Origin of the sequence: Gottfriedia acidiceleris, assembly GCF_002128425.1 — a bacterium.
GTDB classification, from domain to species: domain Bacteria; phylum Bacillota; class Bacilli; order Bacillales; family Bacillaceae_G; genus Gottfriedia; species Gottfriedia acidiceleris.
Map to the genome: position 1 here is coordinate 37,349 of NZ_NESS01000015.1, position 25,874 is coordinate 63,222.

The 25,874-nt window shown below is 34.7% G+C and carries 21 protein-coding genes; 18 read left to right on the forward strand and 3 right to left on the reverse strand.

The features are described 5' to 3' along the window. Positions 1-47: 47 nt before the first annotated feature. The 12 genes from B6K90_RS19700 (at position 48) to ytaF (ending at position 18,516) form a co-directional block, all read left to right on the forward strand. A complete protein-coding gene (locus B6K90_RS19700; RefSeq protein ID WP_088014466.1) occupies positions 48-7,133 on the forward strand; it encodes an Ig-like domain-containing protein in 7,086 nt (2,361 codons plus the stop codon). A 729-nt stretch (positions 7,134-7,862) separates the two neighbouring features. Further along, positions 7,863-8,456 (forward strand): TerD family protein, encoded by a 594-nt coding sequence (locus B6K90_RS19705; RefSeq protein WP_088014467.1) that lies wholly within the window; start codon positions 7,863-7,865, stop codon positions 8,454-8,456. 34 nt (positions 8,457-8,490) lie between these two features. After that, the gene (locus tag B6K90_RS19710; protein ID WP_088014468.1) at positions 8,491-9,069 is read left to right on the forward strand and encodes a TerD family protein; all 579 of its coding nucleotides are present in this window, start codon (positions 8,491-8,493) and stop codon (positions 9,067-9,069) included. Positions 9,070-9,246: 177 nt separating this feature from the next. Beyond that, positions 9,247-9,453 carry a helix-turn-helix domain-containing protein gene (locus B6K90_RS19715; RefSeq protein ID WP_025671239.1) on the forward strand — a complete coding sequence of 69 codons (207 nt, stop codon included), beginning with the start codon at positions 9,247-9,249 and terminating at the stop codon, positions 9,451-9,453. A gap of 23 nt (positions 9,454-9,476) precedes the next feature. Beyond that, the gene (locus tag B6K90_RS19720) at positions 9,477-11,096 is read left to right on the forward strand and encodes a YceG family protein (RefSeq protein ID WP_088014469.1); all 1,620 of its coding nucleotides are present in this window, start codon (positions 9,477-9,479) and stop codon (positions 11,094-11,096) included. A gap of 13 nt (positions 11,097-11,109) precedes the next feature. Further along, positions 11,110-12,195 carry a toxic anion resistance protein gene (locus B6K90_RS19725; RefSeq protein WP_088014470.1) on the forward strand — a complete coding sequence of 362 codons (1,086 nt, stop codon included), beginning with the start codon at positions 11,110-11,112 and terminating at the stop codon, positions 12,193-12,195. Positions 12,196-12,605: 410 nt separating this feature from the next. Continuing rightward, positions 12,606-13,601, forward strand: coding sequence for an iron-siderophore ABC transporter substrate-binding protein (locus tag B6K90_RS19730; protein ID WP_088014471.1), 996 nt, complete (start codon positions 12,606-12,608; stop codon positions 13,599-13,601). Positions 13,602-13,614: 13 nt separating this feature from the next. After that, a complete protein-coding gene (locus tag B6K90_RS19735) occupies positions 13,615-14,676 on the forward strand; it encodes a FecCD family ABC transporter permease (protein WP_235821861.1) in 1,062 nt (353 codons plus the stop codon). 125 nt (positions 14,677-14,801) lie between these two features. Further along, positions 14,802-15,773, forward strand: a complete 972-nt coding sequence (locus B6K90_RS19740; RefSeq protein WP_235821862.1) for a FecCD family ABC transporter permease — start codon at positions 14,802-14,804, stop codon at positions 15,771-15,773. Positions 15,774-15,866: 93 nt separating this feature from the next. After that, on the forward strand, positions 15,867-16,697 hold the full coding sequence (locus B6K90_RS19745; protein ID WP_088014474.1) for an ABC transporter ATP-binding protein: 831 nt from the start codon (positions 15,867-15,869) through the stop codon (positions 16,695-16,697). Positions 16,698-16,973: 276 nt separating this feature from the next. Next, complete coding sequence (gene tatC, locus B6K90_RS19750) at positions 16,974-17,684, forward strand: twin-arginine translocase subunit TatC (protein ID WP_235821859.1); 711 nt, start codon at positions 16,974-16,976, stop codon at positions 17,682-17,684. A 190-nt stretch (positions 17,685-17,874) separates the two neighbouring features. Then, a complete protein-coding gene (gene ytaF, locus B6K90_RS19755; protein WP_088014475.1) occupies positions 17,875-18,516 on the forward strand; it encodes a sporulation membrane protein YtaF in 642 nt (213 codons plus the stop codon). Between the two features lie 40 nt (positions 18,517-18,556). Here the strand turns inward: ytaF and B6K90_RS19760 are convergent, their stop codons facing one another. Further along, positions 18,557-19,390 (reverse strand): COG4705 family protein, encoded by an 834-nt coding sequence (locus B6K90_RS19760; protein WP_088014476.1) that lies wholly within the window; start codon positions 19,388-19,390, stop codon positions 18,557-18,559. A 159-nt stretch (positions 19,391-19,549) separates the two neighbouring features. Here B6K90_RS19760 and B6K90_RS19765 point away from each other — a divergent pair, with 159 nt between their 5' ends. Beyond that, positions 19,550-20,563 (forward strand): S66 family peptidase, encoded by a 1,014-nt coding sequence (locus B6K90_RS19765; protein ID WP_088014477.1) that lies wholly within the window; start codon positions 19,550-19,552, stop codon positions 20,561-20,563. Positions 20,564-20,623: 60 nt separating this feature from the next. Here B6K90_RS19765 and B6K90_RS19770 read toward each other — a convergent pair whose 3' ends face one another. Continuing rightward, positions 20,624-20,839 carry a hypothetical protein gene (locus B6K90_RS19770; protein WP_088014478.1) on the reverse strand — a complete coding sequence of 72 codons (216 nt, stop codon included), beginning with the start codon at positions 20,837-20,839 and terminating at the stop codon, positions 20,624-20,626. 208 nt (positions 20,840-21,047) lie between these two features. Between B6K90_RS19770 and B6K90_RS19775 the strand changes: the two genes are divergently transcribed. Together B6K90_RS19775 and map are read left to right on the forward strand one after the other, a co-directional pair. Further along, on the forward strand, positions 21,048-21,458 hold the full coding sequence (locus B6K90_RS19775; RefSeq protein WP_088014479.1) for an NUDIX hydrolase: 411 nt from the start codon (positions 21,048-21,050) through the stop codon (positions 21,456-21,458). Between the two features lie 197 nt (positions 21,459-21,655). Further along, positions 21,656-22,402 (forward strand): type I methionyl aminopeptidase, encoded by a 747-nt coding sequence (gene map, locus B6K90_RS19780; protein WP_056468854.1) that lies wholly within the window; start codon positions 21,656-21,658, stop codon positions 22,400-22,402. Between the two features lie 48 nt (positions 22,403-22,450). On the opposite strand, the gene B6K90_RS19785 is transcribed toward map, so the two are convergent. Beyond that, positions 22,451-22,849 carry a VOC family protein gene (locus B6K90_RS19785; RefSeq protein ID WP_088014480.1) on the reverse strand — a complete coding sequence of 133 codons (399 nt, stop codon included), beginning with the start codon at positions 22,847-22,849 and terminating at the stop codon, positions 22,451-22,453. A gap of 191 nt (positions 22,850-23,040) precedes the next feature. Here B6K90_RS19785 and B6K90_RS24470 point away from each other — a divergent pair, with 191 nt between their 5' ends. From B6K90_RS24470 to B6K90_RS23845, 3 genes are all read left to right on the forward strand, one after another. Further along, entirely contained in the window at positions 23,041-23,169 is a 129-nt protein-coding gene (locus tag B6K90_RS24470) for an RAxF-45 family protein (protein WP_328589774.1), read from the forward strand. Between the two features lie 117 nt (positions 23,170-23,286). Continuing rightward, entirely contained in the window at positions 23,287-25,167 is a 1,881-nt protein-coding gene (gene abc-f, locus B6K90_RS19790) for a ribosomal protection-like ABC-F family protein (protein WP_088014481.1), read from the forward strand. A gap of 154 nt (positions 25,168-25,321) precedes the next feature. Next, positions 25,322-25,771 carry a hypothetical protein gene (locus tag B6K90_RS23845; protein ID WP_088014482.1) on the forward strand — a complete coding sequence of 150 codons (450 nt, stop codon included), beginning with the start codon at positions 25,322-25,324 and terminating at the stop codon, positions 25,769-25,771. The last annotated feature ends 103 nt before the right edge of the window (positions 25,772-25,874 follow it).

A 25,874-nucleotide genomic window follows, 5' to 3' on the forward strand; every position in this document is an offset into this window, starting at 1 on the left:
AAGGTTTTGGTTAATTAGAAATAATAAATTAAAGTGGGGAAATTTTCATGCACAAAATAATGCATAAGTACAAAAGGTATTTTGGTCTTTTTGCAACGATACTATTGCTATTATCAACAATTAGTCCACAAATGGCTAAGGCAGCCACTTCAACTACTTTAGCAAAATGGGATTTTAGTAATGGACAAGTTACAACGCCTTCTGCTGGAATACCAGAAAATATGAATAGTAATATAACAACAACTGGTTCTAAGGTTACTGGTTATAATGCCGGCCCTTCTGGGAATACAGTTATTAACGCAAATACATGGTCTAATAATAGTTCTTATTGGGAAGTTTCGTTATCAACAAAAAACTATGAAAATATAACTCTTTCATCTAAACAATATAGTTCTTCAACGGGGCCAAAAGATTTCAAACTTCAATACAGTTTGGATGAAAATTCATGGGTTGATGTACCGGATGGTTCTGTTTCTACGGGAAGTGCTACATGGTCAAGTGGGGGACAATTAAATAATGTAGCGTTGCCAAGTGAGGTAAATGACAAGAATTTAGTTTATTTAAGATGGATTGTCAATTCACCATTAGCTGCAAAAAATGACGGTACTAATTTTAGTACGACAACTGGTACAAGTCGTATTGCTGATATTGTTATTAATGGTGAGGCAAATGGAACTCAAGCTTTAGAAAAAACCTCTACACCTGACGCAACAAAAATCAATTATTCTACAAATTCAACAGTAACTGGAAATGCTGGAGCAGTTGCAAGTAATTCCATTGTAAAGGTTTATAATGATAATAATAAACTAGCTGGTACAACTACGGCTTCAGCGGATGGTGCATTTACGGCTACTGTTACCAATTCACAATCGGTTGTATATGTTACTGCACAAGAAAATGGAAAAGCTGAAAGTGATAAAGTTTCAGTAAATTTCTCAGGTTCTGTCGTTCAGAAAACAGCCGCTCCAATAGCTACAAAAATTACTTTTAACTCGTATACAAATGTATCAGGTACTGCAGGAGCAGTTACTGGTAATGCAATCGTATATGTATATTTCGATGACAATACAATCGTAGCAACTACAACAGCTGCAGCAGATGGTTCATTTAACGTAACATTTGCTAATCCTGGGTCGAAATCAGTAGTTAATCTAGTTGCTCAAGAAGCAGAAAAGACTCCGAGTGATCGAACTGCTGTAAACTATACTGGCCCAACTGAAAACCCAAAAGTAATTTCACCAGGTGACGTAGTATTTAGCCAAATCTATGTAAATGGTGGTAATGGTGGAGCATTCTACAAAACAAAGTTTTTTGAACTTTATAATAATACAGATAAAGATATTAATTTAACAGGCTGGTCTATTGCTTATACTTCAGCATCAACAATGAACTTTGGAGCAGGGCAAGCATTATCAGGCGTTATTAAAGCGCATAGTTATTTCTTAGTAGCAGGTAGTACGGGTACGACAGGACAAGCACTTCCTGTGACTCCGGATAGTACAACTACTTTAAACCCAAGTGGTTCAACTGGTGGAGCATTAGTACTTGCAAAGAAAACGACGGCTGTTACCGGAGTAGATGACCCAGACGCAATTGATTTATTAGCGTATACGAATGGTACAGCAGTTTATAAAAATCCTTTATATTGGGGAAGTCCAATTTCAGACTCTACAATTGGTGGGGGTACGATTCAACGTAAAACAAATATTGGCACAGACCCACGTTCAGCATATGGAATTGGAAACGGTTGGTTTACAAAAGATCCTTCAAAAGATTTTGTCCTGAATAAACCATCAAGTGCGAACTATTCTGATGAAATGGTCGTACATAACTCAAAATTTATGCTTTCTCTAGATGGATCTAAAATAACTTATATAAAATCTAATGGTACATCTACTGTTACGGGGCAAGCTGCATCAGTACCTGGTTCTTCTACTGTTAAAGCTTATTTTGAGAGTGAAGGTAAAATAACAAAAGAGCAACAAGTAACTGCAGAAGCTGATGGTTCTTTTACATTAAGTTTCACAGATTCTAGTGATCAGAAATCTATCTACTTAACAGAAACTGATTCCACGCAACCTACTCCAAAGGAAAGTTACTATGCAAGAGTAGATGTGGCTGGTAAGGATAAATCAGTTACTTCAATTAATGAATTAAGAAAAAATGATGAAATAGGATTTCCGATCAACAATGGCTACTCTACTACAATTGAAGGAGTAGCAACAACGGATAATCAGCCTAATGGCAATGTAAGTACAAATTTCTTTATTCAAGATCAGGCAGGGGCAATTAATGTTATTAATCATATGAATCCTTCTATTACGATTCAAGCAGGAAATAAATATAGTATTGATGGACGCGTAGTATTTACTGCAGGGATGACTCAGTTTATTCCAACAGCAATTCGCTTCATTGGAAATGATCATTTACCAGCAACTACAAATATTACTGTTGGTGAGCTAAATGAGGCAACTGAAGGAAAACTAGTATCATTTACTGGAAAAGTAACAAACATTCCTACTGAAGGTCCAAATTATGATATTACAGTAAGTGACGAATCTGGTGAAAAGCTAGCAATCGTCCGTATTCAAGGATCTGTAGATAATATTGAACAAGGTCAAACATACACCTTTACAGGCATTGTCAACCAATATAAAAAAGCTGCACCTTTTACGAGTGGATATCTACTTTTACCAAGAAACGCGAGTGATGTAAAAGGTCAATTAGTTTTAAATCATACTCCGATTACAAAAGCTTATACGGGAATGGATGCTGCTTTTAATGCCGTTGCAAAGAATGCAGATTCAGTTACGCTTTATTATAAAGGAGAAAGTGACACTACTTATCATTCAGTAATTATGGACACTGCAGACCATATTAATTACAACGGTAAAATTTTAGAAGCAGATGTTCCAAAAGTGAAATTCTACTATTATATCGAAGCGGAAAATGCAGACGGCAAACAAGCTGTAGGTAGTTCTTCCAAGCCTTTAACTGTAGAAGTAGTAGATGATCAAGATGGTCCTAGATTTTTTAACGAGTTACCTGCAAATGGTGATAAAACTGATTCAAGACATCCTGAAATAATTGTGAAAATGGATGATCCAAGTGGAATCAATCTTTCATCAGCAGCTATTTCAATCGATGGTCAAGATAAAACTTCAATCGCAACAATTAATGACACAGAAATTAAAGTAAATCTTACAACTGCAAATGAGTTAACTGAAGGTGACCATACTATAACGGTGTCTGCAAAGGATAAATTAAATAATCCTTCTAGCTTTACATGGAAATTCACAGTTACAGAAAGATTTACTGGTGGAAATCATTATCGTGGAACGACACATAACCATACGAATATTTCACATGATGCGGCAGGTAGCCCTGAAGAAGCATTAAAAGCTGCACAAAAGTATCATTATGATTTCTTTGCATTCTCTGATCACTCTCACGATATCGATGCAGATCTTGTTAATAAAGATACTGTTGATCATAAAGGTTTTAAAGAGAGAACAGGTGGTTCTGATTGGCAATTAACAAAGGATTTGGCAAAACAATATACGAAAGATGGTCAATTCGTTGTTTTCCCTGCATTTGAAATGACTTCGACTACATGGGGTCACTCAAATGTATTCGGAACTGAAAATTTCATTGATCGCGTAGTAGATGGTGGCGCTTATCAAAATTTACAAAAGTATTATGGTTGGGTATTAACATATGACAATATCGTTGCACAATTCAACCATCCAAAAATGTCTGCAAATGCATTTGATAACTTCATCCCTTATAACAAAAATTTAGACAAGCTATTCACAATGCTTGAAGTAGGGAATGGATCAGGAAAGTATTCTTATGCGAACGCAGAAGATAAATACTATAGTGCTCTTGATATCGGCTGGCATGTTGCACCAACTTATGGTGAAGATAACCATGATGCAACATGGGGTGAAACGAAGAAGCGTACTGTAATCGTAGCAAAAGATTTGAGTCAAGATTCTCTACTTGATGCAATGAAAAACAAACGCGTTTATATGACAGAGGATCCAAACTTTTCATTGGATGTATCTGCAAGTGGTTTTTACATGGGATCAACGGTAGATACTGATACGTTAGATTTTAATATATCAGGTAAAGACCCTGTTTTAGAGCAAGCTAGCGATCCAGATTATAGCTATATAAAAACTGCTTCTAACGATGCAATCGCAAAAGTAGAATTAATTACAAATCATGGAACAGTGATTGATAAGTATGTTCCAACTGATGATTCAACTTCATTTAATTGGAAGCCTAGCTTTACTGTTGTAGGCGGGCAACAATGGTTTGTTGTTAAAGTTACACAAAAAGATGGAGACCAAATATACTCTGCACCAATTTGGTCACAACAGAAAGACTTAGCGGTAAAAGTCAGTGATGTTACGACGAAAGATGGAGCGATTATTGGTGGACTTTCAGCTAATTTAACAGCGGGTATCAGTAACCAAGGAACTTTAGATGTTAAACAAGTAACTGCTCATTTCTATTATGACAGTATTGATGCGAATCATTTTATTGCAGATGCTTCAATCGATTCGTTACCATCTAACACATCAGCTAGTGCTAGTGTTACATGGACGAATCCAGTTCCAGGTACACATAATATTATTGTTGTTTTATCAGCAGCTGATGGGCATGATCTTGGTAATAATAAATACGAGCAATCATTTACAATTAAAGCTCCATTAAACAAAGTGGTTATGATTGACGGTTCTCACAACAATGAGAATTCAAAACAAGACACTGGCACATATAAAGATAACTTTAAATTATTTACAACTTTAATGAAGCAACAAGGTTATACTGTTGCAGAAAATTCTTCACCACTAACAGAACAAATATTAAAAAATGTTAGCGTATTAGTCGTTACACACCCAGCTTCAGCATATTCTGCTAGTGAAATTTCAGAGATTAATAATTTCTTGAAAAATGGCGGTTCTTTATTACTAACAGAAAAGAGTAACTTTGGTGCTTCAAATCAAAACATAAATAGTATTTTATCCGGTGTAGGTTCAAGTATTTTAGTAAATAATGATGGTATTTTTGATGAAACACATGACGGTAACTTCTGGGGAACACCACTGACAGCTAATTATGCGGTTAGATTACACCCAACACCGAATCAAAAAACAACATTAACAGATTTCGTTCCAACGATTGAGTATTATAGTGGATCAAGTCTTGCTAAAAATGATGGTTCAGGGAATAAAGTTCCATTATCGGACAGCGATACTGTCACAGTTCTAGTCCAAGGAAATGAATCAACATTCCAAGATTCAACTACCGTCAAATCTGATACGGTAAAATATAATGTTCAGACGTCAAATGGGAAAAATGGTCCAGCATTAGATCAAGTTACTGGTGGATCTAGCATTCCGGTAATTGCTTCTGAACAAGTTGGAAATGGTAGAGTTTTTGTTTCAGGTATGAATATCTTTAATGATAAACAAATGGATCAAACATATAATCCAAAAGGAAATGACCCGTTTGCAGTAAACGTTGTAAACTGGTTGTCTCATCTTGATTCCGAAGTAAAATCGATTGGTGATGCTCGTAAGCTTACAGAAGGAACGAACGCTATCGTTGAAGGAACTGTAACAGCTACTTCATTCTTTGATGCTGCTTACATCCAGGATGATACTGGTGGAATTATGGCCTTTAATGATGTGCCAGCAGGAAGTTTACAAGTTGGCGATAAAGTACGCATATATGGTCATATAAAAATATTTGAAAATAACTTCGAATTAGAGTTTGGTAGTTTCACAGAAAGTGTTGTAAAACTAGGTAAAGGAACGCCAATCGAAGCGAAGGTTGTTAGTACAAAGGATTCAAATAATGAAGAGAATCAAGGGCAATTAATTAAAGTAAAAGGTAAAGTTGTATCTAAATATGACGATAACTCTTATATAATTGATGATGGTTCAGGACCAACATTAGTATTCACAGATGGATATGTTGTGAACCAAAGCGGACCAGTACCAAGTCTGAAAATTGGAGATACATTAGAAGCAACAGGTCTAGCAGGTGAATTCTCAGAAGGAAATCGTATACGAGTAAGAGATACGAAAGAATTAATTGGAACTCATACTGCTGTTCCGAAAGCTCCAGTAGTGAATGCTATTTCTGATCAAGATGAGAAAATTACAGGTACAGCTGAAGCAGGAACTAAAGTGATTGCAAAAGTAAATGGAAATGAAATCGCTAATGCAATAGCGGACAATAATGGAAACTTTGAAATGGAAATTACAAAACAAGCAACTGTTACGAAAATTGTAGTAACAGCAGTTGACTCAGCAAATAATGAAAGTGACGGAGTAGAAGTAATTGTAAGTGATATGACTGCGCCAAACGCGCCTTTTGTAAATGAAGTACAAGATAATAGTACTTATGTAACAGGTAAAGCAGAGCCAGAGTCAACAATCACAGTTTCAAAGGGCATCGTAATTCTAGGTCAAGTAGTAACAAATCAAGATGGTAACTTCAGCGTTTTATTAGCTACAAAACAAAGTGCAGGAACAAAATTATCAGTTGTTTCAACAGACAACGTAGGTAATAAAAGTTCAGCGACTGAAGTAATTGTAGTAGATAAAACAGCTCCTATAAAACCAGTTGTAAATGAAGTAATGAATACTGACACACATGTGACTGGAACGGCTGAAGAAGGATCTACAATTATCGTTTCCACGGAGAATCAAACTCTCGGTTCAGGACATACAAATAGTGATGGAAGTTTTGACGTTTTAATTCCAAAACAATTAGCTGGAACTGTATTAACAATTGAATCGACTGATTCAGCGGGAAATAGTAGTGCAACAGTTCAAGTAACAGTTGCAGGTACACCTCCGATGAAACCTGTTGTCGATCTAATATATGATACTGATCCAAAAGTAACTGGAAAAGGCGAAACAGGAACAACCATTAAGGTCTATGTAGGAAAAACAATTGTTGGTCAAGATGTAGTGGACAAACATGGAAAATTCAAAGTTCAATTAAGTTCAAAGCAAAAAGCAGGTACAGTATTGTCTGTTGTATCAATCGATAAAGCAGGAAATAGTAGTGCAACAGTTCAAGTAACAGTAATAGACAAAAAATCTCATTAAAATTAAATCTCAATTAAAGACTGGAACGACTTTAATAAAAATAGTTACGGATACTTTTATTAGGAAATTAAATTTTAGTAGGTAACATTTATCAGTAATAAATATTGGGCAATGTATTGGGGCTGTCTCAAAAGTCAGGATAACTGACATTGAGGCGGCTCTTTTTAATTTAAATTAATAAGAACGCCTTGGTAAGCGGGGGTATCTCAGTTACAATTTTTAATTGTAGCTGAAATAATCGCTCTTTTTATGAATATTTAGCAGGTTTTTAATCGTTTTAGTAAGAATTAGAACATATTTGCTAGTTTTCTATTTGAAAGTATCTACTATTTTATAATTTTCAGGTCATAATACCTCAACTGGTATGGGTAATATTTAATTTTAATTGCGATTTTCAGATTTTATTTGCAGTCCACTCTTTATATGCAACTTTTAAACGTTTATTAGCACGAATAGAATCCTTTTTACAATCCACTAAGACTTATTTGCAGATCAGTTTAATTCGCCACGAACCTTAGGGCACTCTCATTTGAACTTGAACTCTATTTATATAAATAGTTGATCTACAAGGTTACTCAAGAAAAGCCGCCAAATGTTTTTATGACAAGAAATTGTAACATATTCCACAAAACACCAAGATGTTGATAGTATTTCTAAAATTTATATGATAATATGAAACTATAAATCACGCAAGCGTGATTAATACATGGTAAGGAGTGTTAATAGCATATGGCAATTTCTTTACAAAAAGGTCAAAAAGTCGACCTTACAAAAGGAAGAGCGGGACTTTCCTCTTTAATTGTAGGTCTAGGTTGGGATCCAGTGAAAAAAAGTGGCGGTTTTTTCGGATTTGGTAAACAAGAAAACATTGACTGTGACGCTTCTGTTTTAATGTTAGATGAAAATGATAAGTTAAGAAGTGCAAGTGATGTAATCTATTTTGGAAACAAAAAAAGCTTATGCGGTAGCGTAGTTCATTCTGGAGATAATCTAACAGGTGATGGTAACGGTGACGATGAGCAAGTATTTGTTAATTTGAATAAGGTTCCATCTTATGTACATAAACTTGTATTTGTTGTAAATATCTATGCTTGTTTACAACGTAAGCAAGATTTCGGTATGATTAAAAACGCTTTTATTCGTGTAGTAGACAAGTCAGCAAACTCTGAGTTAGTAAACTACAATATTACTGATAATTATTCAGGATTAACGGCGTTATTCCCTGGTGAAATTTATCGCCATAATGGGGAGTGGAAGTTCTCTGCAGTTGGAGAGGGAACAAAAGACGTAGCATTAGATAAAATTGTTCACCGTTTTCAATAAATAATTAACAATATGAAAAAGGAGTGTATTTAAAATGACAGTAAATTTATTAAAAGGGCAAAAAGTAGATTTAACGAAAACAAATCCTGGTTTAACGAACATTGTTGTTGGATTAGGTTGGGACACTAATAAGTACAGTGGCGGCAATGACTTTGACTTAGACTCATCAGTATTTTTATTAAATGGAGCTAGTAAATGTGCTACTGAAAAAGATTTCGTATTTTACAACAATACAGTAGGTGGAAATGGATCAGTTGAACACCACGGCGATAACAGAACTGGCGCTGGCGATGGTGACGATGAGCAAGTTACAGTTAATCTAGCAAACGTTCCTGCTACAGTTGAAAGGATCGCATTTGCTATTACGATTCATGAAGCTGATGCACGTAACCAAAATTTTGGACAAGTCAGCAACTCTTATGTTCGTATTTTAAATGAAACGAATGGTGAAGAATTAATTCGTTATGATCTAGGTGAAGATTTCTCAATTGAAACTTCAGTGGTAGTTGGTGAATTATATCGTCATAACGGCGAATGGAAATTCAATGCGATTGGTAGCGGCTACCAAGGCGGTTTAATTTCACTAGTGAGAGATTACGGCTTAGACGCTTAATTTTACTTAACAAAAAAGTAGGTTAATAGTTAAAAGGGGAAAGTGTTTATATTTCCCCTTTATTATTGTTTAGTACATCTTTAGAAAGTGGTTTCTAAAGATGTACTAGATTGTAATTTTAGTTTAAAAAGTTTTCCTAATGTAATGTTGCATTATTTAGAAGTTCGGGGTGGGATTTTGAATAAACAAAGTAATACGATAAATTTAAATGATCCAAGTTTACTTAGTTCACGTCAGGCGTGTCAAGAATGGGGGATCAATGACTCAACATTACGGAAACGAATAAATGATTTTCCAGATGGTACGATACGTAAATTTGGTTCCTCTTGGGTAGTAACTCGGGAAGGTATGTTAGCAGTTTTCGGACAACCAAAAATGAAATAATAACATCGGAAAGGAGTATCTATATGTCTGCGATCAACCCAAAAGCCATGGATATTAATCAACATGAGTGGTTGAGTATCTTGAAACAAACTTCTAATTTAAGACAATCTTTTCAAGTAGAAGGAGAAACCATACAGTTTAATCAAATCGCATGGCGAATTTTAGGAACAAACATTGATGAAGATGAGTATTTTGAAAACTTATATGAGCTAGTACATGACGAGTCTTTAAATGTCATTCTATTAAGCGAAGATTTAAACAAGACAATTTCGAATGATATGTTACAAGCAGTACAAAGAATAGTAACAATAAACACTGCTGAAAATGGATTGTCAGTGAACAGACTAATTGCATTCCTTGAAGGTGAGCGATTAATTCCAAAGCACGAAAATCAGAACATACACAGACATATTCGAGAGCAAATTAAATCTGTATTATCTACTTTTAAAGATTCACATAAAAATGGATTCCTTGAGAGTAATTTTAGAAGGATACTAGTTGATCTTGTGAAATGGTTACATAACCATGTAAATAAATGGGTTGAGAGTTTTCCTAATAGTTCTCCACTCATATTATGGTACGGAGACATAACGTTAAGTGAAAGCTATTTCCTTTACTTACTAATCCTTTTAGGTTTTGATGTTGCTATATTTCATCCAGAAGGAAAAGATTCATTATCTCATTTATTAGGTCATAAGAGCGACGGCATTAAAATACTACCTTCTACGACATCTTTAGTACCTTTTCCATTAGAAAAGCCAGTTAGGAAGAGTACAGTTGCCCATAGAGCAACAAAGGAGATTGAGAAATTATTACATACTGAGGATTCATTATTATATAAACCATGGCAATTTAGAAATTATGCTCCAAGATCAATTACGTTAAAAACTACCTTTGACGAATTATTCATTTTACATAAAGAAAGAGCAATGTTACGTCCAAATTTTCAAGTAAAGGACAATAGTGTTGAAATACCGGTTTTCTTTATGAAGATTTTAGGAGTGACGAAAAATCACCGCGAATATTGGGAAAAGATTGGCCAATTAACTGAAAACAATTTAACACTTAAAATAGATAAATTCCCATTTACCCAATCAGTTAAAGGAAACCAACAATATCATTATCAAAATGCTTTAGGACGTGACGGACTACTTGACCCCCATAAGATGGTAGCTAGTAACTGGTGGAGATATAAAGAACTTCCAAGCGGATTACAGTTTGGACTAGCTTCTGCTATTTCTAGATATGTTGAGCGAGCAAGTATTAAGGCACTACCAAATGAAACTAAGGCTCAGACACAACTATATTTATTTAGTCAATCTATGAATATTCCAAATGAAGTATTGAGATTGCTACAACAGTTTGATTATACACAACAAGTTCCAAAATTAATTATTTATAATACGGAAAGAGATGGTGAACTAAATAGAAATGATGCAGCATTACTTCTATTATTAAATGAGTTTGGGATGGATCTAGTTTTACTCAATCCGACAGGTCAGAACGATATCGAATTATTCGTAGATGACAAATTATTCGATTCTCATTGGCTAGATGAAGTTACTTTTGATACTGAATTTCAAGTGTTGCGAGCATCAGGACAGTCACTAATTAAAAATCTATTTAGAAAAATAGTTAAATAAAGGGGAACTTAAAATGTCTATAAATACACTTACAAGTTTAGAAAAACAAGATGAGATTTTAAATGCGAATGCAAATGAAATGAAATTGCAATTAAGAAACGAGCCCGAAGTACATCGTTTAGCGGGTTCAATAGACCACAAAAATCAAATAGCTTTATTAGAGTATGGAAAAGAACCAGCAAATGAAATTTCAACCTTTTCTGGAAAAATATTAAATACCATTAAGGCATCAAGTATGGAAGAATCTAGTGTTCTATTAAAACAATTAGGGAAAATTATGGACCGTTTTGATGCGAAGGATTTTGCAGAAGAAAAAGGGTTTCTTTCAAAAATTTTTAATCGTGGTCAAAAGTTAATTGATAAATTATTTGATAAATATCAATCAATGGGTACTGAAATTGATAAAGTCTATGTAGAAATTACAAAGTATGAACACGAAATGAAAACATCTACAAATACATTAGAACAACTTTACGAGCAAAACGTAGCATATTATATGGATTTAGAAAAATATATTGTAGCTGCAGAAATGAAAGCAGAGGAGTTAAAAGCACAGCTTCCTGCTTTAACAGAAAGAGCTGGATCTGGTAATCAGCTTGCTATGATGGAGTTAGATTCCTTAAAAAATGCGATTGAGTTACTTGAACAACGTACTTACGATTTAGAAATGGCCAAACAAGTTGCGTATCAATCAGCTCCGCAAATTCGTTTATTGCAACGTGGTAATACTAAACTGATTGGTAAAATTAACTCAGCATTTGTAACGACAATTCCAATTTTTAAAACTGCATTAATTAATGCAATAGCAGCTAAGAGACAAAATTTAGTAGCCCAATCAATGAATGAATTAGATAAGAGAACAAACGAATTATTATTACGTAATGCCAATACAATATCACAGCAAAGTGTGGATATAGCTAGATTATCAGGATCTCCTAGCATTAAGATAGAGACAATGGAAGAAACTTGGAATATCATCATGAAGGGTATGCAAGAAACGAAAGCGATTGAAGAGGAAAATAAAATTCAACGTGAACAAGGTAAATTGCGTTTAGAGCAACTTCAAGAAAACTTCATTAAACTTAAGCAAGGAAAGTAATGATCTTAAGAGTTATTTAATAGATTATAAAAGTCAGTGGCAGGTAAGCTACTGACTTTTGTTTGTATTGCGTTTTTACTGAACGATCTTTAACAATTTACGTAATACTGAATTAAAATAGGTTTCTCTTTTAGATAATCAGGAGCACTTTTGGTAAATTATAATTCATTTATAACAATAAAATGTTATTATAATATAATGAGATGAAAAGTTAATGCTAAAATACATAGCGCTGTAAAAAGATAGAAGATTAGAATAGTGGCACTTAATACAATGATTAAATTTGATAAATAAATAATTCTGAAAGTTCTGTAACAATAGCTGAAATATATTGACAATAAAAGTCGGTTTAGTATAATTAATGATTGAAAATGATTATCAACTTCAATGTTAATTAAGGAGAGAACGAAATGATTAACAATATTAAAATGCCCAAATTGCTTGGGATTGTAATGTCTTTATTTTTATTGATTGGTCTAGTTGGCTGTTCATCAGATTCAAGTAAAAAGTCTGATAAAAAGTCTTCAAATGAATCAGGTGTCACAGTTGACACGAAGTTCGGAAAAGTAGAAATCAAAGGGCATCCAAAACGTGTTGTTGCTCTAGGTTGGGGAGATGCAGAGACTGCACTTAGTCTAGGAGTTGAACCAATTGGCGCAAGTGACTGGCTTGCTTTTGGTGGTGATGGTGTAGGACCTTGGTTAAAAGGTGCATATAAAAAATCACCAACTATTCTCGGAACGATGGAACTTGATTATGAGAAAATAGCTTCTCTTAAACCAGATTTAATTCTTGATGTAAAATCTTCAGGTGATGAAGAACGATACAAACGCCTTTCAGAAATCGCTCCAACGGTTGGGGTTCCTAAAGGTGGAGATAATTATTTAACTACTACTACAGACCAAGTGCGAATGATTGCACAAGCTCTAGGAAAAGTTGATAAAGGTGAAGAACTACTTAAGGATGTAGATGTGGCATTTGATAAAGCTGCTAAAGCAAATCCTGAATTTGCAGGTAAAACGGTTGCAGTTGGTGCTTACGATTCTTCAGGTTTTGGTGCATATGTAAAAGGCGATTCTCGTGTTGATTTTGTAACGCGACTTGGATTCAAAAACAAGGAAGAGATTGAAAAATTAGCTAAAGGTAATTTCTTTATTAAAGTTGCTGACGAAAAGTTAGATCTATTAAATGCTGATCTTACGATTGTTTTACCTATTTTTGTTGATCCAAAAGAGATAACAAATAATAAACTTTATCAGAAGATTCCTTCTGTAGCGGATGGAAGATCAATTATTCTTGATACAAATTCATCAAATGCATTCTCAACAGGAACGGTTCCTGCATTATTATGGGCAATTGATAATTTACCACAACAGTTTAAAAAAGCATTAGAAGGCGGGGAGTAATACAGTGACAGCGATGAAGCAACCAAAAAACAAAACGACTCAAGTAGTTGGGAATAATAATAAGACAATTACTTCAATGCGGTTGCAACGATTTTTGGGCTTCATCGTAGCACTATTACTATTGGTAGCCGTAGTGTTCTTGAGTTTAATGATCGGTGCTAAATCAATTCCTTTTGGAGTTGTATGGGATGCGTTGTTTTCACCAAACAATAGCTACAACCACACGATTATTCATAATACAAGGATACCACGAACACTAATTGCACTTATCGTTGGACCTGCGTTTGGACTAGCTGGAGCATTAATCCAGGTACTGACTAGAAATCCACTAGCTGACCCTGGTATTCTTGGTGTAAATGCTGGGGCGGCATTCGCAGTTGCTATAGGAGTTGGTGTATTTTCTGTTACGTCGATGTCTGCTTATATGTGGTTTGCACTAGCCGGTGCATTAATAGCGACAATTGCTGTGTATGTTATAAGTGGAGGAGCCGGTAAAAAAGCTCCTACACCTGTACAAATTACACTTGCTGGGGTAGCACTTGGTGCCACTTTAAGTGGGATTACTACATCATTGACATTAATAAATAGCAAGGCATTTGCACGAATGTTGAACTGGAGTGTTGGGACATTAGCTAGGAGAAGTCTTGATGACCTTTGGCTTGTTCTACCCATTTTAATCATTGGTGCATTATTAGCTTTTGTCATTACTCCTGCATTAAATGCGATTGCCTTCGGAGATGATCGTGCATCCTCTTTAGGAGTAAATGTTGGTGTGACTCGTGCAATAGGTTTGATTGCAATCACACTATTAGCTGGTGGGGCAACTGCGATAGCTGGACCAATTGGTTTTATAGGTTTAATGGTGCCACATTGTGTGCGATGGTTCGTCGGTCCAGACCAATTCTGGATTTTTCTATACTCAATAGTAGCAGCACCGATCATACTCATCCTTTCAGATATTATTGGTAGAGTTGTATTGTTACCTTCAGAAGTTCCAGTAGGAATCATTACGGGACTAGTTGGTGCACCGATTCTACTGATTCTTGTTCGTAGACGTAAAGCGAGTGGATTATAAAATGAAAATGATTTGTGGCAAAGGTTTGAATGTAAGAAGGAGTGAATATTATGCGCCCCATTAATTATGGCAGGCACTATCTACAACTGAAATGGCCTGTAAAGGCGCGAATTGATGTGAGGAGCATGATTGTTACGGCAATCCTTCTTATAGCCACGATTGCAATTGCAATGTTTGCATTAATGGTAGGCACACTGAAATTGAGTGTTCATGAAGTTTTTTCTGCTTTAATTGGTCAAGCGACAGGGATGACGAGAACAGTTGTGGTCGAATGGCGGTTACCACGGGTGGTGGCTGCAATTGTTTTTGGAGCAGGTTTAGCAATAAGTGGCATGATTTTTCAATCAATCACTCGGAATCCATTAGGGTCTCCTGATATCATTGGTTTTACCTCAGGCTCTTATACTGGAGCACTTATTGTGCTTCTTGTCTCTAAGTCTACTTCTAACACTAGTGTAGCTGGTGGGGCTTTGATTGGTGGATTCGCAACGGCTCTCATTATCTATTTGCTTGCTTTTCGAAAAGGCACGCAGAACTTTCGCCTTATTATCGTCGGAATAGCAGTTTCGGCGATCTTAGGAAGTATCAATTCGATGCTCCTTATTAAAAGTGATGCAGAGGTTGCGTTAACTGCAGCGGCTTGGGGAGTTGGGTCATTAAATGGGATTGATTGGAAACAAGTAGTTCCTCCAGCAATTGCTGTTATTATTCTCATTATTTGTGCTGGGATCATGAACAGACCATTGCGTGAAATGGAGTTTGGCATGGATGCTGCGAAATCTCATGGTGTCCGAATTGAACGATCCCAACTATTACTGATTCTTATTGCAGTTGCATTGACGGCTGCTCCGACAGCGGTTATTGGGCCAGTTAGTTTTGTGGCGCTTGTTGCACCACAAATTGCTAAACGTATCACCAAATCAGAGGAGAGTATTTTACCAGCAGCAATGATGGGAGGGTTTCTTTTACTTGGAGCGGATGTTCTTGCGCAAAGAGTAATTCCAGGAACAATTTTTCCGGTAGGTGTGGTAACTCTATCATTAGGTGGAATATACTTAGTGTGGCTATTATTTCGTCAAGCACGATCAGCAACTTAAACGAAATAAAAATGTACAAGGTTTAGTAGGACCTTTCTCACAAGGGGTTTCAAGTATTACGATATTCTGATTGAAAGAAGTTGAAAATGAATTATGAAGTTAACAGCGGCAGAAATTCAAAGTCAAAAGACAATACAAATAGAGTCTAGGCTTTGGACAGAAAACATTACAATCAAATACGATAATCGGGTAATATCCAGAAACCTTTCAGTACAAATTCCAGATAGATCATTTACAGTAATTGTTGGTCCAAATGGATGTGGGAAATCAACCTTACTTCGAACACTTTCAAATTTGTTAAAGCCATCTGAAGGGCAAATTTTACTAGATGGAAAAGCAATTACATCTTATAAGTCAAAGGAAGTAGCCCGTAAACTAGGTCTGTTACCTCAATCTTCAACTGCTCCTGACGGAATAACGGTAGCGAATTTGATAGCACATGGTCGATATCCATATCAGAGTCTTATAAGACAATGGACTGATGAAGATGAAGCAGCAGTAATGTCTGCGATGGAGCTTACAAATACGAGCGATTTGTCACATCGATACGTAGACGAGCTATCCGGAGGACAAAGACAAAGAGTTTGGGTCGCAATGGTACTTGCCCAACAAACACCAATGCTTCTACTTGATGAACCAACGACTTACCTTGATATTGCTCATCAAATTGAGTTGTTAGAATTATTTAAAGATCTAAATCAACAAGGGAATACATTAGTTGCTATTTTACATGATTTGAACCATGCTGCGAGATATGCAGATAATATTATCGCTATGAAGGATGGCCAAGTGATTGCACAAGGAGATCCTAGGGAGATTATCACTGCAAAACTAGTCGAAGAAGTCTTCGGATTAAAGTGCATAATAATAGATGATCCGATTGCTAATACGCCACTAGTCGTTCCATTAGGTAAAGATAGTTAACTTGTGATTCTAGTTTAATATCACTAATAAAAAAATAAGTGAAAATAAATACATTACACTTATTTTTTTATTAGTGATTTTTGTTTAGTTAATTTTCCTAGCTAACATACACTTATTTAAAAATCAATTTACTGTCATTGATTCATCTATTTTTATATCATGTTTTTTATTAAGAAATTTTAATTTGAACTAATTGTATTTGTTTGAAATAATCATAGTGGGATAAAAAAGTATTTAATACGATTGCTCTAGTAAATGACAAAGCGGAGAATTCATATGAATAAAGAAATGGAAGTAGTCGATCATCTTGAGGAACTGCGTAAAAGAATTATCATTACAGCAGTTACTTTTATTGTTCTATTTATAATTGGGCTCGTTTATGTAGAACCAATTTATAAATTCTTAACAAAGGATTTAACATATAAACTAGTCGTGCTAAGTCCTGGAGATGTATTATGGGTATATTTTTCGATATCTGCAGTTTTTGCGGCCGTTTTTACGATACCGGTTGCAACTTGGCAAACTTGGTTATTTGTTAAACCGGGTTTACATCCTTCTGAACAAAAAGGGATAGGGTTTTATATACCCGCGTTATTTTTTCTGTTTGTTTTTGGATTAGTTATTGGCTATTATTTTGTTTTTCCTAATATCCTTAGATTCCTAACGATAATGGGACAAGGTATGCTTGAACAAAACTACACTGTTGATAAGTATTTCTCTTTTCTTTTTAATCTAGTCGTTCCATTTGCTGCATTTTTTGATATGCCAGTCGTGATTATGTTCTTAACAAAAATCGGCATAGTGAAGCCTAGTTATTTACAGAAAGTGAGAAAATATGCTTATTTTATCTTAGTAATCGTGGCGTGTTGTATTTCACCACCAGACTTTATATCACATATTTCTGTCTCGATTCCGTTAATTTTATTATATGAACTAAGTATATTAACATCTAAATCGGTATATAGAAAAAAAGAGGTAAATGAGTAAAAGCTCATTTACCTCTTTTTGTTTCCAAGCATTTGTATAAGGTTTATTAAAAAATCTATACTCTCATAATCTTATTATTAGTAAATTTTTAAACTTTGAACAAGTTGAATAATCATAAATTCTTCATAGGTTATAAAAAGCTAGGCAAAAAACTTTTGTCGGAAAAAGGATGAAGTAAGGAGCATAAACTATGCATTATTCTATTTGGATTACTGTTATATTTCTTGCCTTTTCATCTAGTATTGATAATTTTGGAGTAGGAATAACTTATGGGATTCGAGGTATAAAGGTTGGTTTATTAGCGAATTTAATCATTTCAATCATAGCGTTTATTTTCAGTGAAGCAGGTATTGTTTCAGGTCAATATATTTCAAAAGTGTTCCCAGGAACGCTGTCCAATGTAATCGGTGCATTTTTTTTATTAGTAATTGGACTTAGAATTGTACTACTTACTTTTCCAAGAAAAGATAAACAGATCATAATAAATAATGATGAAAAATCAGTTTCAAATATCGTTACAAATTATTTAAGTTCACCGGAGAAAGCGGATGTTGACCATTCAGGAGACATAAGTAGTTTTGAAGCAATCATACTAGGTACTGCCGTTTCAATGAATGCACTTACGAACGGCTTAGGTGTTGGATTAATTGGACTTTCACCATTTGCAATATCGATAGCAGCTAGTATTTTTAGTTTATTAGCCATTTGGTTAGGCGTCCTTTTAGGAAAAAAAGTCGCGAATGTGAAAATTGGTGGATGGTCGCTTGGACAATTTAGTTCCATTATTAGTGGAATTATATTGGTGTTGATTGCGATACACAATCTTGTTTAATAATAGATAAAAGAAAAGAGCTGATGGCAGTATTTCAACATCAGCTCTTTTTTTTGTATGTTATTAAGCGATTGTCAACATCAACCTCATTTTGTACATCCTTCTTTGAAAAAGAAAGATATGCAACTAGAATAATGATGATAATCGACAATACTAGTGTGACTGGCCCGCCGCCGAATCCAAGTCCACCGTGCTTTTGAGAGACAGAGCTCCAATCAGAAAATGATGCTCCGACTGGTCTAGTCATAATGTAAGCAAACCAAAATGAGAAAACTTCATTTAGCTTAAAGAATTTTCTTCCTATAACCGGTATTGCTAATAAAGCTGTGAACAGTAGACCTGATGAAAAATAGCCTAAATGCATTGTTGATGCAGTCATGTCACCAGCAGCAGTTCCTAAAGCGAAAGTCCCCATAACGACCGACCAATATAATATCTCACGGCGTCGTGTGTATATACTGTGGATAGAAAGAGTTTTCTCCATCTTATACCAAATCATAAAAATAATTACCAACGAAACTGCAAAAAACACCGTTGATATTACGTATGGAACTCCAAGACCAACGTGTACCACGTCTGCGGCTACTGTACCAAATACACTAATCATTACAACAACTAACCAATAAATAATAGGTACATATTTACGGACTTTAAATTGTAAGATTAAAGACAGAATTAGGACGAACAAAGCTACTGCAACACCTATTACTGGTGTTAAAGTTTTTACAATATAATCGGAAAACACTTCGCCCATACCAGTCGTTACCAATTTAGTAAGCCAGAAAAAGATTGTTACCTCTGGAACTTTTTTTAATATATTTTGTATTGGTGCACTTGTTGTCTTATTTGTTTGCTTTTGTTCAATAGATTCCATTTCATAATCCTCCTTACTGGATTTAAATCTAATGTAAACAAGTTTTATGAAAGTAAAATGAAAATGGTATGTAATTTAGTAAAATCCATAATTTAGAAACTATTGTTGTATATCCAAACACATTCTATTAGAATCAATTAAAAGAAATTAGGTGATAAAATGATTAAGTATCCAGTTTTAAAAAGTGGTGCAACGGTAGGGGTGACAGCACCATCATCAGGCTTAAAAGAACAATTCCACGTATTGATGAAGCAGTCCATTAACCGCATGGAAAAAGACGGATATAAAGTAGAGTGTGGTGATGTTGTTTGGAAGCAGGACAAAGCAAAATCAGCGAATGCTAACAAACGTGCAAATGAATTAAATGCAATGATGAATGATGAGAAAATAGATTTAATCTTTCCACCGTGGGGTGGAGAGCTTGCAATCGAGATTCTTGATCAATTGGCATTTGAAAGCTACAAAGAAAAATGGATTTTAGGATATTCTGATACAAGTATCATTTTATTAGCAGTTACTTTAACAACAGGGATTGCCACTGCACACGGAACGAATCTAATCGATTTAAGAGGAGAATACTCTGATGACACAACAGCTATGTGGCAGAAGGTGTTAGCAACTAAATCCGGTAGTTCCATCACTCAAACTTCTTCGGAATTATTCCAAGCAAAATGGCAGCATGAAAATCCAACACCATATGTATTTCATTTGACCGAAAAAACAAAGTGGAAAACAATATCGAATAAAGATGAGAAAATCAAAGGAAGATTGCTAGGTGGATGTATTGATGTGATTAGACATCTTGTCGGAACTCCTTATGGAGATGTACGTTCATTTAGAAGTAAATACATTGAAGAGGAACCAATTATTTGGTATTTCGAGAATTGTGAATTGAATACAACAGATTTAAGAAGATCCTTAGTACAAATGAAACTTGCAGGATGGTTTGAAAATTGCGCTGGGATATTATTTGGACGAAGTGCGGCAAATCAAACTGTAGATAACTATACAATAGAAGATGTATATAAAGAGTTAAATGAAGAATTAGCAATACCAATTATTTACGATATCGATTGCGGGCATGTGCCGCCTCAAATTACATTAATTAATGGAGCATTTGCAGAAGTAGTTGTAAATGGTGGAAAAGGGAAGATTGTACAGTCTTTTATTTAATTCTAAACAAAGAGCGTTTTTTTATAAAAAGAACGCTTTTTGGTAAACTTATTTATTAAATTAAAAAAAGAAAACAAGTGCCATTATCGTAACAACCACTATGAAAATACCAACAACGACTTTTGTGTAAAGAACATACCCATCAGAAAGTTCCGGTTCTTCTTTATACATCCATCTTCTACCCCATAATAAACTTTCCCTTGTATCAAAAAAGGACCATAACAAAATAGCATATACAGGAATTAATAATATAAAACATACAATTTTACCAACCACAATTTCACCATCTTTTCTGAGAATCCACTATAGTTAATTATTTACAGAATTTTGATAACTAAATTGCCGATACTTTGATAGATGTATGACTTTTTAGATAATACTTTTATTTTTAGAACACACTTTGTTTCGTTTTATTTACTAAAGGGTTTAACTATTGATGTTATAATGGCATTCCGTGTCTTAAAAATTTAGAGGAGGTTTCAAAATGAAAAAGGTCAATGTGGTTTATGCACTTATATTTGATGAAGCAAATAATAGTGTATTAATGGTACAAAATGAAACTGAAGTTTGGACTCTACCTGGTGGTGCTGTAGAAGATAATGAAACGTTACAACAAGCAGTAGTTCGAGAGGCATTTGAGGAAACTGGATTAGAAGTGGAAGTAGGAAATATTGTCGCGATTAATGAAGCTTTTTTTCCTGAAAGAGGAAATCATGCAATTTTGTTTACGTTTAGTGTAAAAATAATCGGTGGAGATTTAGTAATTTCACGTGAAGAGGAAATCCTACAAATTAAATGGATTGATCTACAAACGGCAAATCAATTAATGCCCTATCATAAGTCGGGAATCGAAAAATTATTAGAGTCATCTGTTCCTTATACATTTCAAGGGTAATATATTAGAAATTTTTTTTAAAGAGATTAGGGGAATTACTAATTACCTTAGTCTCTCAAAAGTGTTCTCGTCTCATAAAGCCCTACCTTTAATCCTGTCTTTTTTGTCTTGTATAAGTGCTTAAAAGACTATAACATAGTAATATTATGGCATAATAAAAGAAAGTCAAATTATTAAATAGAATCAGGAGCAGTAAAATGATTATCAATAATGAACAAGAATTAGAAGCTTTAAGAAAGATAGGTCGTATCGTAGCGTTAGCGAGAGAAGAAATGAAGGCAAGAGCTGTCGTTGGAATGACAACAAAAGAATTAGATGAAATCGGAAGACAAGTTTTAGAGGAGCATGGTGCAACTTCAGCCCCACAAAAAGAGTATGATTTTCCTGGCACAACCTGTATTAGTGTAAACGAAGAAGTAGCTCATGGAATTCCAGGAGACAGAGTACTTCAAGATGGCGATTTAGTTAATGTCGATGTGTCAGCAGCATTAGATGGATACTATGCAGACACTGGAATCTCTTTCGTAGTTGGAAAAGGTGATTTACTAAAAGAGAAGCTTTGTAAAGTTGCAGAAGATGCATTTTGGGCTGCAATGAAAAAAACAAAAGCAGGTTCTAAGCAAAATCAAATTGGAAGAGCAGTATATAATGAAGCAAGTAAAAATGGTTTAAATGTAATTGAAAATCTAACAGGCCACGGAATTGGAAAAAGCCTTCACGAAAGCCCACAGCATATATTAAGTTATTTCGATCCAATGGATAAAGCCTTATTAAAGGACGGTCTTGTATTAGCAGTAGAGCCATTTATCTCAGCAAATGCAGACCACATTATCGAGTCAGGAGATGGCTGGACATTTGTGACGCCTGATAAGAGCTTAGTTGCCCAATGTGAACATACAATTGTTGTAACAAAAGGGGAGCCAATAATCTTAACTCAGATTTAAAAATAGGAAAAGCGAAGAAAATAAGTTCTTCGCTTTTATTTTTTTCGGTCACACTTGTTTCGCGTAATTTAACTCCCAAGTAAATCCGTTTTTATCTTTTACAACAGCAAATCTAGAATTCCAAAATGTGTCTTGAAGTTCCATATGTATTTCTCCGTCTTTTGATAACTTTTCATAAATTGAATTAATTTCATCTTCAGAACTCATGTCAAGCGTTGTCCAAACATTGTCGCCTTTTATTAATGGTCTAAAAGCATCTGCAAAATAAATTACGCAGTTTTCATTGATATGTAATTCAGCGTGTATGTATTTTCCTTCGTGCCCCTTAAACATTTCCATACCATCGCCAGTTTGTGCGTTCTTAATTTCTCCACCAAAGATTTGTTTGTAGTACTCCAGTTCTTCTTTACAATTTTCAACGTAAATATGAGGTAAAATCTTTTTCATTTTTTCTCCTCTTTCTTTTTGGACTAAAGAATATTAATGTATGAACCTGCGAATAATAACTCACAGTTTTAAGTATAGCCAAATAGAATAGGTATTGTGCTAAAAGTTAAAATATTTTATAATTTAAATAAATTTAAGTACGAAAGGGAGGTGTAGAAAAGATGTTACGTTTTCAATTGGTTTGCGCACAAATGATAGAATTTTTATATTATTGTCGTGCAAAATTTGCGTTTTTAGCTGTTAACGGGATACGTCTGTCCATTTTTAACAATTTAACAACTCAAAAACGAAAACGTACTCTTTCCTACGACTTCAATTGATAAAATAATCGTGTGATTACACACTTCTATTTAAATCATTATTTAAGCCATGGATGGGTTCATTAGTCTATGGCTTTTTTCTATGGATTGGTACGGAAAATAGAAGGAGAATTAAACATGATTGCATGTAGTATAGAAAAAATTTCAAAAATGTTTGGTGGAAATTCACTTTTTACGGATTTATCATTTCAAATACATCAAGGTAGCCGTGTAGGTTTAGTTGGAGCAAATGGAAGCGGTAAAACTAGCATTTTTAAACTTTTAACGGGTATAGAAGCACCTGATACTGGGTCAATTCATTTTAAAAAAGGATTAAAAACAGGGTACTTAGCTCAAATTCCTGTTTTTCCAGATGAGATGACTAGTAAGGATGTATTATTAACCATTTTTGAAGAATTACGGAAAATAGAAAATGAAATGAAGCAAATAGAAATAAAAATGTCTAATACGGTAGATGAACGTACTTTAGAACAATTGTTAGTAAGTTATGGATTATTACAAGAGAAATTTAGTAATAACGGTGGTTATGAGATGGAAGCTTCGCTTGCAAAAATTGCTAATGGTTTAGGAATCACCGACCTACTTTCAAAGCAGTTTGCTTCTTTAAGTGGTGGAGAAAAAACAAAAATTGGATTAGGGATCGTCCTTTTACAACAACCTGATTTACTATTACTTGATGAACCAACGAATCACCTAGATTTATCCGCTATTGAGTGGTTAGGATCATACTTAAAGGAGTATGAAGGAACGATAATTGTCATCTCGCATGATCGCTATTTTTTAGATGAAGTAGTTAATCATATTTTAGAATTAGAAGATGGCGAAATTAACGTCTACCATACGAATTATTCACAATATGTCATCCAAAAAGAAGAAAGATTACTAAAAGAATTCCAGGCTTTTGAAGAGCAGCAAAAGAAAATACAAAAAATGAAAGAAACGATTAAACGCTTAAGAGAATGGGCTAATCAAGCAAATCCACCAAATGCTGGTTTGCATAGAAGAGCTAGAAGTATGGAAAAAGCACTAGAACGAATTGAGAGATTAAAACGCCCTATATTACAAAAAAAGAAAATGGCATTTCAGTTAGAGGAATCTGGTCGTAGTGGAAAAGATGTAATTATTGCTGAAAATCTTTCCAAATCCTTTGCGGACAATGTTTTATTTAAACAGCTTAACTTCTCACTATACTATGGCGAAAGAGCAGTTATTGTAGGTAATAATGGTACGGGTAAATCAACCTTGTTGAAGATGGTTTTAGGTCAGTTATCAATCGAGGAAGGAAAAATTAAACTCGGTAGTAACGTAAAAATTGGTTATTTATCGCAACATTATGAACCAATTCATTCAGATCACACAGTACTTCAGGAATTCAGGGAGGAAGTACATGTTACAGAAGGTGAAGCGCGTAATATATTAGCAGGCTTTTTATTTTATGGATATATGGTCTATCGAAAAGTAAGTCAACTTAGTGGTGGAGAGAGAATGAGATTAAGATTGGCTCAACTTATGTATCAAGATATTAATTTATTAATCGTAGATGAGCCTACTAACCATTTAGATATTGAATCTAGAGAAGTATTAGAAGACGCTCTTGAAAAATTTAAAGGAACGATTCTTTCTGTCTCACATGACCGTTATTTCATAAACAAGCTATTTTCAAAAATTTATTGGTTAGAAGATGGGGCACTTTTTGAATTTATTGATGAATACCAAATTGCAAAAGAAAAAATGATGATCTATCGAAATAATCGAGAAAAAGAAAAAGTAATTAAAACAAATTCGTATTCTAAACCGATAAAATTAAAAACAAAAATGCGAACGATCGAAGACATTGAAAATGAAATCTATTCTTTAGAAGAAGCAGTCAGTGAAATCAATAAACAAATGTTGATTGAAAATGATCTAACTATTTTACAGAATTATCAACGAGAACTTGAAGAATTAGACATAAAAAGTATTGCTTTATATAAAGAACTTGAAGAAAGTATTGAATAAGAAATTATCGTAAGAATTTTAAAAAAAGCATATAAATTTATAGGCATAAACATCAATTAAATAAATAAAGTTAGCTAAATGTCTTAGTACTTGCTCATGCCTTTACCAGAATTAATAAGTTATAAGGATATAATTCTATTTAGGTGGTGAGTGCATGATTTTTGATGAGCTATATAGTCGATATCCTGGACCAGGATATACTCAGCCAGGACATGGACCAGGTCAAGGTCAAGGACAGGGACACGGGCCAGGTCAAGGACAGGGACATGGGCCAGGATACGGACCAGGTCAAGGACAGGGACATGGGCCAGGATACGGACCAGGTCAAGGACATGGGCATGGGTCAGGATATGGACCAGGTCAAGGACATGGGCATGGGCCAGGATATGGACCAGGTCAAGGACATGGGCATGGATCAGGGTATGGACCAGGTCAAGGACATGGACATGGGCATGGATCAGGGTATGGACCAGGACACGGACCAGGATATGGTCCGGGACATGGTTTTCCTGGACCAGGAGGTTATTGGCATGGAGGATATTATATCCTGAATGGTAGAAGATGGTACTTTGTGCCAGGGGTTGGATGGGTTGTTGTATATTAAAAAATAATAAAGCTGATTAATCTTTTTAATCAGCTTCTACATAAATAATCTATACCTCAAATGGGTTATGTCCTCTATTGTATTGATAACCAAGGTTTACTTT